This is a genomic window from Maribacter thermophilus, assembly GCF_001020565.1.
Classification (GTDB): Bacteria; Bacteroidota; Bacteroidia; order Flavobacteriales; family Flavobacteriaceae; genus Maribacter; species Maribacter thermophilus.
Map to the genome: position 1 here is coordinate 1,117,951 of NZ_LDAS01000001.1, position 16,403 is coordinate 1,134,353.

At 39.6% G+C, this 16,403-nt stretch carries 12 protein-coding genes; all 12 read right to left on the reverse strand.

Annotation, left to right across the window (positions count from 1 at the left end; genetic code table 11):
* Window positions 1–373 precede the first annotated feature (373 nt).
* Window positions 374–1,651, reverse strand: coding sequence for an Nramp family divalent metal transporter (locus AB657_RS04930; RefSeq protein WP_047245473.1), 1,278 nt, complete (start codon window positions 1,649–1,651; stop codon window positions 374–376).
* Between the two features lie 38 nt (window positions 1,652–1,689).
* The gene (locus tag AB657_RS04935) at window positions 1,690–2,694 is read right to left on the reverse strand and encodes a sugar kinase (RefSeq protein ID WP_047245474.1); all 1,005 of its coding nucleotides are present in this window, start codon (window positions 2,692–2,694) and stop codon (window positions 1,690–1,692) included.
* A 427-nt stretch (window positions 2,695–3,121) separates the two neighbouring features.
* On the reverse strand, window positions 3,122–3,871 hold the full coding sequence (locus AB657_RS04940; RefSeq protein WP_198146874.1) for an SDR family NAD(P)-dependent oxidoreductase: 750 nt from the start codon (window positions 3,869–3,871) through the stop codon (window positions 3,122–3,124).
* 31 nt (window positions 3,872–3,902) lie between these two features.
* Window positions 3,903–4,667 carry an SDR family NAD(P)-dependent oxidoreductase gene (locus AB657_RS04945; protein WP_047245476.1) on the reverse strand — a complete coding sequence of 255 codons (765 nt, stop codon included), beginning with the start codon at window positions 4,665–4,667 and terminating at the stop codon, window positions 3,903–3,905.
* 26 nt (window positions 4,668–4,693) lie between these two features.
* A complete protein-coding gene (locus AB657_RS04950) occupies window positions 4,694–5,962 on the reverse strand; it encodes an MFS transporter (protein WP_047247816.1) in 1,269 nt (422 codons plus the stop codon).
* Window positions 5,963–6,201: 239 nt separating this feature from the next.
* Window positions 6,202–6,909, reverse strand: coding sequence for a FadR/GntR family transcriptional regulator (locus tag AB657_RS04955; RefSeq protein WP_047245477.1), 708 nt, complete (start codon window positions 6,907–6,909; stop codon window positions 6,202–6,204).
* Between the two features lie 191 nt (window positions 6,910–7,100).
* Window positions 7,101–7,997 carry a polysaccharide lyase family 7 protein gene (locus tag AB657_RS04960; protein WP_047245478.1) on the reverse strand — a complete coding sequence of 299 codons (897 nt, stop codon included), beginning with the start codon at window positions 7,995–7,997 and terminating at the stop codon, window positions 7,101–7,103.
* A 34-nt stretch (window positions 7,998–8,031) separates the two neighbouring features.
* Window positions 8,032–8,889, reverse strand: a complete 858-nt coding sequence (locus tag AB657_RS04965; RefSeq protein WP_047245479.1) for a PKD domain-containing protein — start codon at window positions 8,887–8,889, stop codon at window positions 8,032–8,034.
* A 13-nt stretch (window positions 8,890–8,902) separates the two neighbouring features.
* Window positions 8,903–10,324 carry a RagB/SusD family nutrient uptake outer membrane protein gene (locus AB657_RS04970; protein ID WP_047247817.1) on the reverse strand — a complete coding sequence of 474 codons (1,422 nt, stop codon included), beginning with the start codon at window positions 10,322–10,324 and terminating at the stop codon, window positions 8,903–8,905.
* A gap of 25 nt (window positions 10,325–10,349) precedes the next feature.
* Window positions 10,350–13,391 (reverse strand): SusC/RagA family TonB-linked outer membrane protein, encoded by a 3,042-nt coding sequence (locus AB657_RS04975; RefSeq protein ID WP_047245480.1) that lies wholly within the window; start codon window positions 13,389–13,391, stop codon window positions 10,350–10,352.
* A 402-nt stretch (window positions 13,392–13,793) separates the two neighbouring features.
* The gene (locus AB657_RS04980; RefSeq protein ID WP_047245481.1) at window positions 13,794–14,147 is read right to left on the reverse strand and encodes a cupin domain-containing protein; all 354 of its coding nucleotides are present in this window, start codon (window positions 14,145–14,147) and stop codon (window positions 13,794–13,796) included.
* Window positions 14,148–14,160: 13 nt separating this feature from the next.
* Window positions 14,161–16,401, reverse strand: coding sequence for an alginate lyase family protein (locus AB657_RS04985; RefSeq protein ID WP_047245482.1), 2,241 nt, complete (start codon window positions 16,399–16,401; stop codon window positions 14,161–14,163).
* Window positions 16,402–16,403: the final 2 nt, after the last annotated feature.

A 16,403-nucleotide genomic window follows, 5' to 3' on the forward strand; every position in this document is an offset into this window, starting at 1 on the left:
GCGGTCAATAAAAAACCAAAGATGATGGAAGGTTGAGCAAATTATCTTCTAATAAAAAAATCTTTGAACAACCAGAAAGCCCCTAAGGTTCTTTTAAAATGAACCCGAGAAAATAATTTAAAGAAAGTCGAATAAAATACCTATCAAAACATACAACTGTAAAAAAAAACGAAATTCCTATTAATTTGAAAACAAGATAATATCCTTAAAAACAGATTATTATAATATCATATAAAGCATTTATATTACATATACCGTAAGCAATACGGAAATGTACTTTTTAAAATACGACCTACCCCTTAATAAACAGCGAAAGTCCACTATAGTAGTAACACATGGCTTCCATAACAATGATAGATGTTGACCTCCAATCTTAAAAATACTCAAACAGTGCCAGCACACCGTTGTATGAAATTACACAGGCGAAAATAAATGCTGCGACTATAAGTGTATTTAACATCCAATGGGGTTTATACCCTTTCATTACGGTTTCATTGTTAATTAGAAAAAGAATTCCCGCAACCACCAATGGCAACACAAATACATTAAACACTTGAGATAATATCTGTACTTCAATGGCATTTGCCCCGAAAGCCGGGCCGACCAAAGCGAACAAACACGCAAAGGCCGTTATCACTTTAAATTGGCTAGAGTTGGTATCTAATTCTCCCGATTGATAATCTGCCAACAATATAGGGGCAATCAATAAGCATGGAAATATAGAAGACAGACCGGCACTTAAGGTTCCAAAGAAAAAAAGTGTCAAGGCAAATTTACCTGCTACCGGTTCTAATGTTCCCACCATATCCAAAACCGTAACAACAGATTTTCCCTCGTGAAACAATGCTCCACAAGCAACAGCCATAATGGCCCCACTAATCAAGAACACCAGAAAAGCGGCAATAATCGCATCCTTCTTCTGTTGATCGCCATTTTTCTTAAGTGTCCACCCTTTACCCTTTACAAACAAAGGTCTGGACAAGAACGTAGCAGAGGCCATGGTGGTTCCGACAAAGGCGGCCACCATCATTTTTCCTCCTTTTACATTGGGGACACTGGGAACCAATCCTTTCAAAACTTCTGTGGGCAGTGGGTGAACGAAAAACAGGGAAAACAAAAAAGAAAATCCCATAATGGTCACAAAGATGACCAGCACCTTTTCAAAAAATGTGTACTTACCTTGAAGCAAAAGAATATACATGATTACAATTATGATGACCGCAATGATCAAAACCACATTCATATCCGTTTCTATTATAGCAGGAAAATAAATGGCCAAAATCTCAAAAACAATACTGGAAGAAATACCCAGTATCCCCATCAAAGAATTCCATTGCCCGAACGAAATACCAACCAGTACCAAAATAGCGACAAGTTTACCCATTTTCATATGCTTTCTAAAGGCATACAGACCTGTTTCGCCCGTAACCAAAGCATAATGTCCGTAGGCATAGATCAAAGCTCCCGAAAACAGGCAGCTAAGTACCAAAACCCATAATAATTCCATTCCGTAAGTACTTCCCGCTACGGTCATGGAGGTAACACTGCCGGTACCTATGGTGTAACCAATAGCAAAAATACCAGGTCCAAAAGCAAGTACAAGGGATAGAATTTTTTTTAAAATTGATGTTTTTCCGATTGAGTTTTGCATTGCTATTGATTTAGGTTAAATGTTGAATTAGATCAAAACTATCTGTTGATGGTCCCAGATGTGTCCCCATCCATTAAACTGTTGACGTTTTCAAGGGAAACCATGTTCACATCGCCTGGTACGGTGTGTTTAAGTGCACATGCGGCCGACGCAAAATTTAATGCCTGTATGTCTTCATCATAATGTAGAAGACCATAAATGAGTCCAGAAGCAAAGGCATCTCCAGTTCCTATGCGGTCAATTACGTGGGTTATGTTAAGGGTCTTTGTTTTGATATATTCTTCCCCATTCCACATTTTACCCTGTATCTGTTGGTGAGAGGCGCTTATAGATTTTCTAGTTTTGCCTACTACTTTCTCTATGTTAGGAAAAGCTTCCATCAATTTTTTGGCCGAGACCTTAAATTTCCCTTCGGGATCTCCAATCCCGAACATCTCTCGAATTCCACGCTTACTGGTAATTACCACATTACTGTTACGCACTAGCTTCGGCATCACTTCTTGTTTCGTTTTGCCATACTTCCACATATTGTCGCGAGAATTGATATCGCCCGAAACCATAATCCCCATTTTGTTGGCTGTTTTTATAGCTTGCAGACAACAATTGGCCGCCCCTTCTGAAATAGCAGGAGTAATCCCTGTCCAATGAAACCAATCAGCTCCCTTAAGTATATGCTCCCAGTCGACCATTTTTGGTTGTATCAATGAAAAAGCGGAACCTTCCCTTTCGTAAATTACTTCACTGGATCTATGGACGGCACCTTTTTCCAAGAAATACTTGCCCATCATACTATCACCATAAATAATGTGTTCGGTACTCAACCAATGTTTCCGTAAAAATTGGGTAGCTGCCTTTCCAAGGGCATTATTAGGAAAACGGGTAACATGGGCAGCTTTCATACCCAGATAAGCACAGGAAATTGCAACATTGGCCTCACCTCCACCATAAACCAAATCCAATGTAGATGCTTGTGCAAACTTAGAATAACCGGGAGGAGATAATCGCATCATTACCTCACCAAATGTTATAAGTTTTTTTGCCATGATTTATATCGGATCAATTGAAATTGAAATGATTAGGAAAAATTTTCAAAACACACCAACGTGATCAGTTTCTTATCTTGATTGTCTTAGCCAAAGTCTTAAGCAACATGTTATAAAGTCAGATATAACTATTATTGGCCAATATTTTATCCATTGACGATAAAGAAACCATGTCCACATAGATTAGATCTACCTCGAACCACCTTAGTAAGATTGTTCTGACCGATCTTTATACCCATAATGGACACGATCCTTAATTCTGGTAAGTGGTCTCAAATAACTTTTGCCACACGTAGCCTTACTCATCGAGTAGAATTTACCCTTCCTAAAACCATGTTCCATGATAGAACCTACCCTAGTTAACAAGCTATGAACGGGTTTGGCTAAAAGTTTCTTTTATATTTTAGTTCTTTTTGCTTTTTTGAGTTTAACTAAATGCCAGGCCACCATTAATATCAATATTATTTCCGTTGATAAAAGACGATTCAGCGGATGCCAAATAGGCAACCAAATCTGCAACTTCTTCAGCTCCACCCTCTCTACGCAAGGGTGTGCTTGCAGCGACTTTTGTCCTTACCTCGTCTTTCGTGAAATCATCATGAAACTTGGTTCCGATCAAACCTGGACATATTGCATTCACACGAATTCCCTTTGGCCCCAACTCTTTCGCCATAGCTCTAGTGAAAGTACTCACTGCCCCTTTAGAGGAAGCGTATAGGGTTGATCCTGCCCCTCCTCCATCCCTGGCGGCCTGTGATGAAAGGTTGATAATGGATGCCCCTTCTCCCATTAAAGATTCAAAAGCTTGGGTAACAAACACGGTAGATTTGAAATTCACCCCCATTACCAATTCGTAAAAATCCTCATCAAACTCTTGGAGGGATCTTCTTTGAAATAGGCCACCTGCATTGTTCACCAAAATATCTACCTTACCGCCAAAGGCTTCAACAGTTTTCTCTCTTAACATCGCAATATCCTCCATTATAGAAACATCGGCCTTAACCGCAATGGCTTCTTGTCCCAAAGATTTTATTTTGGCTACGGTCTGATTGGCACCGTCTTCGGAGTTATAATAATTTACAACTACTTTCGCCCCTTCTTTAGCAAGTTTTATAGCTATTGCCCGTCCTATATCTCTAGATCCTCCTGTTACTACCGCTATTTTTCCTTTCAGCATAATTGATTATAGTTTATTTGTTATTTACATATTAGATTCCGAGTCCCTGTCCTCCACCAACTTGAATGGTCTCTGCAGTGAGAAAAGCGGCATCATCGCTTACCAAGAAAGACACAACCGATGCTACATCCTCGGGCTGCCCCAATCTCCCCAACAGAATATTATTTTTCCATGAAGCGAAAACTTCGGGTTTAGTGGATTTTATTTGGGTATGGAAAGGGGTGTCTATCGTACCGGGCGAAACCGCATTTACACGTATTCCATATTCGGCAAGGTCTTTTGCCAATGCTCTTGTTATAGCATGCACCCCAGCTTTAGAGGTCCCATATATACCAGCGCCAGGCCCGCCTGCGTTCCAAGCTGCAATAGAAGTATAATTAATGATAGTTGGACTCTCACCTTTTTTAAGAAAAGGGATTGCCGCCCTAGAGGCAAAAAAAGTAGAATCTAAGTTCAATGCCATTACAGATCTATAAAACTCTGTCGTCATTTCTTCGAACCTAGACCTTCCTCCAAGGCCACCGGCATTATTGATAAGAGCATCTATCTTACCATATTTCTCACCAATTTTATTGATGTTGGAAGTTACCGCATTTTCATCAGTAACATCAAAACCATAATATGCTGCGGTTATACCTTCGGCTTCAAGTTCTTTTACCCTTTGTGCCCCGGCCTCATCTTCGATACCGTTTAAAATGACCGTAAAACCATCTTTTCCTAGTCTTTTGGCCACAGCAAAACCAATACCTCCGGTAGCTCCGGTAATCAACGCTATTTTCTCTTTTGAATTGCTCATTACTTCGTAATTATATTTATTGAATCTTAATTTATTTCGACTTGTTTAATCTTTCGTATCAGTACATATATAGATATCATGGCCATAGGCGCCAAAACCGCAATTATGATAAAAGCAGGGGCGTACGAAACCGTTGTAATCTGAGGAATCAACCAGTTCATAATAATTACGGATATTGCTGCGACGGTTCCGGCCAAGCCGGCCAAAGTTCCTACCGAAGGGCCTTTCAATAAATCGCTGGAGAGTGTTTGTATGTTACCGATCGCAAATTGAAAACCGAACAACACGATCCCTACTATGTATATAAACGTCATGGGATTCTCTCCCGTGACCAAGAAAATAATGCCCAACAATCCCAAGAAAATAAGGCTGATTCCAATTAAAATAGATGTTTTTCTGGCATAATCCACCGACTTGGTTTCCATTAGCTTTCCACAGAACCACCCACCAAGAATACTACCGGCCATACCACCCAAATAGGAAATCCAAATGGTTTGGCCTATATCCTCAATACTAAAACCATATTTTGAATGTAGGTAAAGAGGCATCCATCCTACGAACAACCACCAAATGGGCTCTATAAAAAACCGAGCGACAAGCACACCCCATGATTCTTTAAAGGAAAGTATTTGTAATAGCGACATGCCTTTATCTCCTTTGGGCGTTTCAAGTTCCATTCTATCCGAAAAAATCAAGGTTCTTTCTTTTTCTGTCAACCAAGTATGATTCTCCGGTTTTGATTTATTGATGACCAACCAGGGAATAATCCAAACAAATCCGATAGCTCCTAAAATGATAAAAGTGGACCTCCATCCGAAATGGCCATATAAAAAAGCAATAAGGGCGGGGGCAATTACACTGCCCAGAGATGCCCCTGCGTTAAAAATACCTTGGGCTATTGCTCTTTCCTTGACAGGAAACCATTCTCCATTACTTTTTACGGCACCTGGCCAGTTGCCCGCCTCGCCTATACCTAACATACCACGAACAATGGAAAGTGAAACCAAACCCCTTGCCAAAGCGTGCAAAATTGCCGCACCCGACCATAATCCGATGGAAAACACAAACCCCCATCGGGTACCGATTTTGTCATAAAGTTTTCCTGATATAAATTTCCCTAAGGCATAGGTAACCATGAATACATTGAGCATAACTGCATAATCTTGCTCATCCATCCCAAGGTCTTTGCCCATCTCTGGCCACATTACACCAAAAGCGGTACGGTCTATATAATTTATGACCGTTGCAATACATATTAGGAAAATCACCCACCAACGTAAGCCCTTTATTTTCATATCTGTATTCTTTAAATACCTTCTAGGGAGCATGTAAACGGTCATCTATGAAAACTTAATAGCTTCCAAAGACATATATCCAAAAACTAAACACTTATGAATACTTACCGAAGAATACACCTATAAGGTGCTTGGCAAGAATCGAATATAAGTGCTCTGCATAATCAGCTTCCCTCCTATTTGGCATGTTATTAGGACAAATTCGTGCACTTTTTGTCCTAACAATCAATTAATTATCTTTAATCTTTTGTGTTATAACAATATTGATACAAAATTTTAAAATGTACCTTCATTTTTTCCTTTGCCCTCTGTGGATCCTGGTCCCTTATCGCTTCATAGATATCTTCGTGCTCATCTATCGCCATTAATGATTGATTTGAATCACACACATGATATTTTTCAAAGTTGGTTATGATCTCAGGGGTAATGATCAACATAAAAGTGTTCATGGTACTGTTTTTACTAGCTTTTGCTATAGCAAGATGAAACAAAAGATCTTCTTCTACGGCATCTTTACCGTTGATCACTTTATCTTTATAAGCATCCAATGCTTCCCTAATTTTTTCTAAGTCTTTCTCTGTTCTTCTTAACGAAGCCAATTTTACTGTTTTAAGCTCCAATAAAATCCTGGTCTCTACCAATGATTTAAAATCCGGTTCCTCTAACCTTAAAATGTCATCGATCATCCCTTTCATCGCCACTCTTCCAATATCGGCGATAAAAGTTCCACTTTGAGGTTTGGAGTTTAAAATCCCATAAAATTCAAGTTTTTGTATTGCTTCCCGAATATTGCTCCGGCTTACACCAAACTTTTCCGACAACATACGCTCCGATGGCAGCTTATCTCCAGGTTCAAGGTTTTTAAAGACAATATAATCTCTTAAATTGGCTATAATACTATGCTGAATATCCCCATTTTCACCTTTGGTGAGTACTTCATACTTCATGCTAATCTATATATTTACAAAATTGGTTAACCAGATTGGTTTGTTAAAAGTAAAAAAAAAACCTTAACCCACACCATCTTTTTTTAGAGAACGAAAATTTAAAGAACAATGAGATCAAAAAGAAAGCTTATTGGCCTTAAAACAGGCCAACAAACTTTCGTAATCAACCAAACTAACTCAACTACTCAACTTTAATGTTCAACGCTCAATTCATAAAACTTAACCTTAGCATAGGAACCTTCATCCCTTGATTGAAAATAGTTCCCAGCTTTAAAATAATTCTCGAAGATGCCCCACCGTTTTATGTTGACATCATCGTAAACGGCAAACTCATTTTTATTTAGCACAACGACCAACTTGCCATCACTTGCCTTAATCTCAATATTAAATTTTCCAAAACCTACTTCTTCCTCAAAAGTATGTCCCTCATCATCTGTCCAAGCTTCCTCATGTAAGATACCCTCTTGTGAGACTCCAGGATACCGCAATACCTTTGTTTTTACCCTTATTTTTCCATTGTGCCAATACACCTTTAAAATTGGGGGAGCATTATTGTCTTTCTGCCCTATTAAATTACGCTGCTCATTGGTTAGTCTTCCATGAATTTGAAGAATTATGACTTTATGGTATTTTCCTTCATCGTCTTTGGTTACCTCATCCATGGCCAACTTGGCCTTTAGGGTCCCTCCTTGTGCAAAAGTCCAATTTACATTGTCGTTGCCCGCCTCCATCTGCTCCCTTAGTTCGGATCTTGAATATTTGGTATTTGCAGTTGTTGCCGTTGTTGGATATGCGTAGAAAACCAAAGCTCCGCTAGTGGAATCGTTATACATGTAAGGTTTTAAGGTCTCGTTGGTGCCATAATCCAATATTTCCGGTGGCTCCACACTTATAGCTCCTCCTTTTCCCTGACCTTCGGGGATTGTAACTTTCCAATGACTCAAATCAATTTTTGGCAGCTTGTACCTTTTCTTTCGCAAATCTTCAGTTTCAACACGGTCTTCATCCAATAGGGCCATATCGTCTTGTGATCTGCAGTTTGTTAAAACCGTAAGGAAAAGGATAAGAAATGCTGCCAAAAATTTCATTGGGTCTATAGTAAGTTGTTATATAAAATTGATGTTATTCTTCTACAGGTTCTACGGAAACATTATCCAAATAAGCATCACTGGCATTACCATCGTGATCAAACAAGATGGAGATATTGCCATTGGCACCAGTTTCGAATTCTATTACTAGCTCGTTAAAGTTTCCTTTACCTTCGTTAACAGTACCGGAAGCTTGTCCTAACAGCTCGGCATCCGCAAATTCATCAAAATTACCAAGCTGCCCATTGATGACACTAGCACGTACACTGTCTCCATCGGACTGCAACGCATAATTAGCGATCAACCTATATTTTGTATTAGGTGAAACGGTAAATGCTTGGTAGGTTACCCTATTATTGGTACTACCTGAAGGATACTTAGCCCCTCTTGAACCATCTTGGCCGTCTGATGTGGTCTGATGAATGGTAGCTCCGTCTATTCTCCAGCAATCCCTACTGTCCAAACAATTTGCATCCACACCATCTTCAAAATCTGGTGCTCCCAAAACCGGTGTAATAGCTTCAGGCTCTTCGGGTTCAACAACCGTAATATCCATTGTATAGGTATTGGTTGCCCCCAATGCATCGGAAGCTGTTAAGCTTACCGTATAGGTACCTTCATCCGGATAGGTATTTGAGGGATCTGTCTCTGTAGAGGTATTGCCATCACCAAAATCCCAAGAGAAAGTAGTGGCACTAACAGATTCATTGGCAAAATTGTACAGTAGAAAATCGCTGTCACTTTGTGAGGCCGAAAAACTTGCCGTTGGCGGTGTAAGGTCCTCAATAGAACCTTCTTCCGCAATATCATACTCGAAATCGCAAGCAGTTAGGCCCACAACGGCCAATCCTGCAAGGATATATTTTGTTATGTTTTTATGAAATATTTTCATTGCGCTTATTTTTTTAGTATCCAGGATTTTGACTCATTAAACCTTTGCTCAGGTTAATTTCGCTTTGCGGAATGGGCAACAACAAATCTGTTGCCGTAAAACTGTACCCATTGGTGGCCGAGAAAGTGGAAAGAGTTTCCTGGGCAACACCAAATCGTATCAAATCGAACAACCTATGGTTCTCAAAGGCTAGCTCAACCCTTCTTTCGTTCAGTAAATCTGTTTTGGTAATAGAGGTAACAGGATCTGTAATGCCTGCTCTCTCCTTTACTTTTTGAAAAGATGAAATGGCGGCTGTGGCACTGGTTTCTTGTCCACCTGCCATGATAGCCTCTACATGCATCAACAACACATCTGCATAACGCAAAACAATCCAATCATTACCTGACAAGGTAGCATCTGTAGAGAATGTTTTACCATCTGCACCACCATCTTCACCGTTAGGCAAATATTTGGTTACCTGTGTTTGTGTAGTTTGCGAAGGGTCTATACGATATGAATATTGGGACCTATCTCCTCCAAACGCCTCAAAAGCTGCTACCGCTTCGTCCGTAACATAGTTTACGCCCGCTGTTCTACCAACACCGTTCATCCATTCTGCGGAAAAATCTTGACTATCTGACTCTATGCCTGGGTTATACGCTATAGCAAAGATAATCTCACCATTTCCTTCAGAATAGAACACATCGTTGAAATTAGGTTCAAGGTCAAATCCTCTGTCCATAACATTTTCACACAGTACTTGCGCCTCTGAATAATTTCCTAGGGTCAAATGAACTTTGGCCAACAATGCCTCCGCAGCTGACTTTGATGCCCTAAATTTATTTCCATCGCTCAAATTAGTGGCCGCAAATTCCAAATCGCTCACAATTAACTCGTAAATGTTAGATGAAGCAACCCTAGTAAATGCAGTTTCATCATCTAAAGGACCTATTACCTGGTCGACCAATGGAATATCACCATATAATCTTACCAAGTTAAAGTATGCATAAGCCCGTACAAACTTTGCTTCTCCTTCAAATTCAGAAGCTTTGGCACTAGAAGCATTGTCTAAATTGTCTAACACCAAGTTTGCCCTATAGATTACATTGTAGAAACTTCTATAGTAATTTGCTACTAAACCGTTTGCCGTGGAGATTGAATATTCCTCAAATTGGGCGGCTTCCCCTTCTTGACTTTTGGTACGGGTATTGTCGCTACGCATTTCCGTAACATAATACTCGATTTGTACCCCTCGGTTATCATCTAAAGATGTTGAATTGACACCCTGTATGGCATCATACATCGCTATTACACCAGTTTCTATCTCGTCGTCATCTTGAAAATAGCCCGCGCTACTTATAGCAGACTCCGGTACTGGCTCCAAAAAATCACTTTCGCAGGAAAGTATCATTCCGATAAGAATGAACAGTCCTATATTTTTAATTTTTTTCATAATATTTTCCTTAAAAATTTTCACCTTAAAATTCAATATTGGTTCCTATAGAAATTGTTCTAAATACCGGTGAACCGGCTCTCTGGTAACCATAAGTGGTAGGACTGGTATCATTAATCGATTCTGGATTAAAACCAGTGTAATCATCTGCCGTCAAGTACATTAAATTTTGACCGGCTACATAAAGTCTAAATTTGGACAGTCCTAATTTATCCGTAAGATCTCTCGGAAAATTGAAACCTATATTTAAATTTCGCAAGGCTATATATGAAGCATCTTGTATGATATCGTCCGTAAATATCTTTTCTTTAATAAAACCTTGATCCGGTGTGGTTTCCACATTAAAATCTTGTGAGCTATTAAAGTGATTGAACAGATATTGATCTCCCATGTTACGTACTTCGGCTCCGTGACTACCTTGAAACAAGAAACTTATATCCATGTTACCAATTTTAAAGTCATTGGTAACACTCCATACCAATTCTGGATATGGATCTCCCAGTATGGTTTTGTCATCGTCATCTATGAGCCCATCTCCGTTCAGGTCCTTAACATAAACGTCTTGCGCTTCACCTCCGACCGGATGATAGGGATTGTTCAGGTATTCTAACGGTATGTCTCTATCTACAACCCATCCATAGAAAGATGAAATGGGATTGCCCTCAAGGTTGATCCATTCCGCGGCACGCTTGTCATCCACGTTTTGGATTTGACCATTGGCATCCGCAAAGTCGGTCAGTTCGTTTTCGTTCATGGATGCCAAAAAGGTTGTAGACCATCTGAATTTCTCTTTGGTAACGTTACGTGTTCTAAGTTCTATTTCAAAACCACTGTTCTTTACTTCCCCTAAGTTAACAAGGGCACTATCAAAACCGGTGGTGGATGAAACCGGATTGTACAATAATAGGTTATCACTTGTTCTCTCGTAATAATCAAAAGAACCGGAAATTACCCCGTTAAAGAAACCAAAATCGATTCCTGGGTTAAATTCTTCCAATCGTTCCCATTGTAAAGAAGGGTTTTGTATGTTCAAAGCAACAAAGGCTGCTTGGGAATTATACACATCGGTACCCAATAATGGTATGGACGGATACAAATCAACTACGTCACTACCGGTATCAATATCCTTATTACCCGTGAAACCGTAACTGACCCTTAATTTAAGGTTGCTTATAAAGTTGCTGTCCTTTAAGAAGTTTTCTTCAGAAACTCTCCATCCCAAGGAAGCCGCTGGAAAATCACCAAACTTTTTGTCTACCCCAAAAATAGAACTACCGTCCCTACGATAACTAACCGATGCCAAGTATTTATTGTCATAGGCATAGTTTACCCTTCCAAAATAAGACTGAAATCTTTCTTGAAGTTTAAAAGAGCCTATAGATGTCAATTGGGTTGCGGCACTTAGGGTCTTCAACAAATCGGATGTATAGCCTGTACCTGATGAACTATCTCCTTGCCAATCCCATTTTTCCGCAGAGGCACCAGCGATTACCGCTAAATCATGTTTTCCAAATACTTTATCATATGTAAAGTAGTTTTCAGAAACAAAGTGAAATCTGTTTTCGTTCGCTACATCGTAACTCGCCCCCGATGCACCGTTTCTACTGGAAAGTACCCCTTGCCATCTATCTTGAAAAGTATTTTGATAATCCCCTGAAAGAGAAGTCTTAAAGCTTAGGCCATCCATTATTTTGTACTGAACATAGAAATTACCTGCCAGTTTAAATTTATAGTCATTACGATCCCTCTCCAACACTTTTGCTGCAGGGTTCGTATTCGATGTATTGGAAATATCCACCAACGTACTACCATCACCATAAAGGTCATAGTTATCAAAATGTCTCTGTAGTGCATAATCACCAATCTGGACATCTGGATAAACCGTTCTATCCACATACTGGATAGTATTGGCATCGTGGTACACTGGTAGCCAAGGTGTTTGCCTTAAAATATCGTGGGTAGATCCGTCAAAACGACTTCTACGAGTGTATGACGGGGCCAAATTACCGCCAAAACTAAAGCTCTTGCCAACCTTGGTATCTACCTTTAAACGTGCATTATAACGTTTGTAGTCATCTGTTAACAATACACCTTCATCGTGCAAGTACCCGAGGGATACACTGAACTTTGTGTTTTCGCTACCTCCACGTGCACTAAGTGAGTGACTTTCTATTTTACCTCCGTCGAAAATGACATCTTGCCAATCACGGTCAACACCTATTAATTGTTTGTATTTTGTTCTGTCTGAAAGGGTTCCTGTTGCCGCCAGTTCAGCTTGTGCGGTTTCGGCTATGGAAAAGTAATAAGAATCGCTCTGTCTTGCCTCCTTAAAACCTACATAGGTGTTATAGCTGAATTTGGTCTTACCGGTTTTACCTTGTTTAGTGGTAATCAAAATTACACCGTTAGAACCTCTTGAACCATAAATGGCAGATGAAGCTGCATCTTTTAACACATCAAAACTCTCTACCTCGTTCATATCAAGGTTTCCTAAAAAGTCACTATCAACAGGAAGTCCATCGACAACGACCAAAGGCGAAGAGTCACCGTTTAACGAGCCTACACCACGAATTCTAATCGTGGGCGCGGATCCGGCTTCACCCTCTGTTGCCTGGATGTTCACACCTGCTATTTGACCCACAAGGGCATCATCTACCCTTGCAACGGCAATCTGGTCAAGATCTTCGTTTACAACCTGTGAAACCGCCCCGGTCATGTGTACCTTCTTTCTTGTACCATACCCTACGATAACCACTTCGTCCAATTGATTAAGATCCTCGGCCATTACAACGTTCAATGTACTCTGACCCGTAATTGCAATAGTCTGCGTAGTATACCCTACATAAGAAAAACGAAGAGATTCTCCTTCTGACACTTCTATGGAAAAATTTCCGTCAAAATCGGATTGTGTTCCTCTAGTCGTATTAACAACAATAATATTGGCCCCCGGTATGGGAACATTTTCTGCATCTGTTACCACACCCGTAACGGTGTAGGTATCTTGGGCAAATAGTTGTAGGTTCATTAGCCCTACGACCACCAGCAATAGTTTTAGTTTGAAATTCATTTGTTTAGCTAGTTAGAATTTATCTATTTTATTAATTTTCACTCATAGTGTGCAGCTATGATTCTTTTCCAATCTTACTTTCAATCTAATGTAGAGCCAAAATCAAATGAATTTTAGTAATTTTGTAATCTACATTTACATTAAAAGTGTATCTGTAACATATTACTTCCCTCCTAAGAAGTGATATTTCGAAAGGATAGGCGTGCACCTATCCTTTTTTTGTGCGCTATGTCCCCATATTTTTCTTTTTTATTATTATCTGGTTAACCAAATTGGTTTACCAAATATAGATGATTAAAATGTTAAATAAAAGTTATCACATCAAAAAAATGTTAAAGTATCTAGCAAAATCATATTTTAACACCTTATAAAATGCCATAATCCTATTTTAAGGCCTTGTTTTTAACTATTCTCCATAAAATCCTCTCGGATAGGACTAAACACATCGATAAGCACACCAGCTTTTTTGCATATGGCGCCATGGCTTACATGAGGTGGGATATAAAAGGCATCCCCAGCTTTCATTAATTTGGTTTCCTTACCTATGGTAAGTTCAAATTCACCACTTACCACATAGGTGGTCTGCGAATGGTAATGATCATGCATGGGTCCAATACCTCCCTCATCAAATTGTACATTAACGAGCATAATTTTGTCATCGTAGGCCATTATTTTTCTTCTAACTCCTTCACCTACGGTTTCCCATTCCATCTCTTCCCCAAAAATGAATTCTTTACTTGATCCAAATGATTTCATCTTACTTCTTGTTTTAATTTATATTGATTAGTGCAAACGGTCCTTTCCATTTTAATTCCAGGCCTTCTATGCTAATATTATGATTTTGGTCTGTTGCTTTGTTCACTGCCGAAAACACAAAAACATTTTTACGGCCATCTACGGTATCTATACGAATTGCCCAATACCCATCTTTATCATAAACTTTAGAAAGGTTTTTAATATTCGAAGTAGCGTTTACCGCTAGTTCGGTTACCGGACTATAGGTGCCGTGAGATTCTAAAACAGAAGCGAACACGGTATTTAACTCTTCACTTTTCCTATGGATCAGAACAGGGTCTCTCCGTAAATTAAATTCTGGGTCCGTAGCCCCCACTCTTCCTAAAATTAAACTATCCTTTTCTGTAGCAAGTGACGTTAATGTATAAAAATGATTATTGGCCATCCACGAAAACTTTAGGTTTTCATTGGTCAACTTGGCGTCACCTTCTTTATATATATGTTGGTAACCAAAATCCTTCCCCATGGGTCGTAACACTTCTTCGGTGTTATACGGAACGTTCAGTGTCATTAATTGACCCAAATAATAAAAAGGCATATCATACTGATGGGCCTTGTCGGATTCCACCTGCATCACATCCAATATGATAGGTTTTTGCCACCCCTTATCTTGTATCATGACCATGGTACGATGCATTTTTGTTCCGGGATATGCATTTTCTTCGATAGCACTTACCACCTGTAATTTTGGGTCTTCACTATTAAAAAGGTAATATTCGGAGTGATTTTTACTGCCTATCTCGTACTTACCTCCAAAATGGGAACTTTGATCCTGTACCAATGTATTATGAGCTACTGTTTGTTTGGCCCAAGTTTTATTTTCTTTTAAATAATTGCCCCCACCCTTTTGTTCTATGTTGACAAAACGGGCCAATCCGTAGTCTTGTACAACTTCATCTCCGTCTTCATAAAATGAATAGGACAATTTATCGTAGTGCCCGTGGCTCAGTCCTTGGGCCGTGTACTTAAAAACGAGCTCTAACTTGTCTTTCCTCAGTACCGAGATTCCCCCTTGCTCCCCGTTGGCACCATCGCGCAATTGCATACTTTTTTTAACATAAGGTTGCTTTTCCCCATTTTTTAGTCCTTTTGCCACTGCCAGTCCGGCATCGTTAAGAACAACGGTCCCTTGTTTTTGGGCAATATCCAATAACCGCGGGTCTTTGTTGCCATAATAATAAGCTACGTCCACAGCATTTACCAAGGAGGTATTGTAATAGGACATTCCTTTTTGCCCATCGTTTATTGGAAAAAAATCTCCATCTTGGTCCGAAAGGTCCAACAGGGCGTATACACTTTTTACCAATACGTCGTCATTGTACTCAAATATTTTTAGTTCAGGTTTTACATTTTGCAGGGCTTGGGCAAAAATCAAGAATGGATACATGGCATACCGTTGATAATAAGGCCCTTCTGTATAATAACCATCGGGAGAAAAAGGTTCGTCCAAATTTGCATAAAACCCGGCTGCTTTTCCTTCTTCAATAATAAATCCGCCATCGTTGTCCTTGGTTCCAGTGTTTAACTCCACATCTTTGATCCCATACAGTGCCCTTTCCAGCAGATCTTCATCATCCACGACCAGGGCAATCATGCCCACCGCCACATTGCCCCAAGTACTATGATTGTGGATCCTATTGAAAAAATGAGGATTTTGAATGGAAATAAAGTCGGCAAAAGGTTTAAATAAATTTTTCTCTAAATGCTTACGTTCTTTCTTGCTCAGGTAATCATATATACAATCGTAAGCCTGACTTGCATACACCAACCAGTTGGAATCATTTAAACATTGCCAAAACAATTTGCCCCTGGCATACGATCGTTCTTTGGGGTGTACGGGCAGCGTGGGGTAGAGTTCTGCATAAGCCTTGAGCATCTCGTGTACATATAATGCATACCTATAGTCATTCAGCAATTGGTACAAAATACCTGCTTTTTGCATCAGTCTATAATTACGTTTGTGGGTTTCGTGGGTATAACCGCCAGAATAGTCTTTGGGTACGGGCACGTCTATCCCTTTCTGTATAGCTGCATCGACCTCTTCTTTTATAGCGGCCAGTGTTTTGTCCAAAATGGGCAGATTGCCCAGATTGGCCCTTATTTCCTTTACACCTTCTTGGGTCAAAATCAGTTTTGGATGGTCTTGCGCCCTTAAAACATTGTTACTGGTTGCAACTACAACCAACAGAACCACTAAATACTTTACATACTTCATCT

Coding starts and splice junctions, on each gene's coding strand:
- AB657_RS04935 (WP_047245474.1), bottom strand. CDS start 2,694: ATGGCAAAAAAACTTATAACATTTGGTGAGGTAATGATGCGATTATCT.
- AB657_RS04970 (WP_047247817.1), bottom strand. CDS start 10,324: ATGAAAAAAATTAAAAATATAGGACTGTTCATTCTTATCGGAATGATA.
- AB657_RS04930 (WP_047245473.1), bottom strand. CDS start 1,651: ATGCAAAACTCAATCGGAAAAACATCAATTTTAAAAAAAATTCTATCC.
- AB657_RS04985 (WP_047245482.1), bottom strand. CDS start 16,401: ATGAAGTATGTAAAGTATTTAGTGGTTCTGTTGGTTGTAGTTGCAACC.
- AB657_RS04955 (WP_047245477.1), bottom strand. CDS start 6,909: ATGAAGTATGAAGTACTCACCAAAGGTGAAAATGGGGATATTCAGCAT.
- AB657_RS04980 (WP_047245481.1), bottom strand. CDS start 14,147: ATGAAATCATTTGGATCAAGTAAAGAATTCATTTTTGGGGAAGAGATG.
- AB657_RS04960 (WP_047245478.1), bottom strand. CDS start 7,997: ATGAAATTTTTGGCAGCATTTCTTATCCTTTTCCTTACGGTTTTAACA.
- AB657_RS04965 (WP_047245479.1), bottom strand. CDS start 8,889: ATGAAAATATTTCATAAAAACATAACAAAATATATCCTTGCAGGATTG.
- AB657_RS04975 (WP_047245480.1), bottom strand. CDS start 13,391: ATGAATTTCAAACTAAAACTATTGCTGGTGGTCGTAGGGCTAATGAAC.
- AB657_RS04945 (WP_047245476.1), bottom strand. CDS start 4,667: ATGAGCAATTCAAAAGAGAAAATAGCGTTGATTACCGGAGCTACCGGA.
- AB657_RS04940 (WP_198146874.1), bottom strand. CDS start 3,871: ATGCTGAAAGGAAAAATAGCGGTAGTAACAGGAGGATCTAGAGATATA.
- AB657_RS04950 (WP_047247816.1), bottom strand. CDS start 5,962: ATGAAAATAAAGGGCTTACGTTGGTGGGTGATTTTCCTAATATGTATT.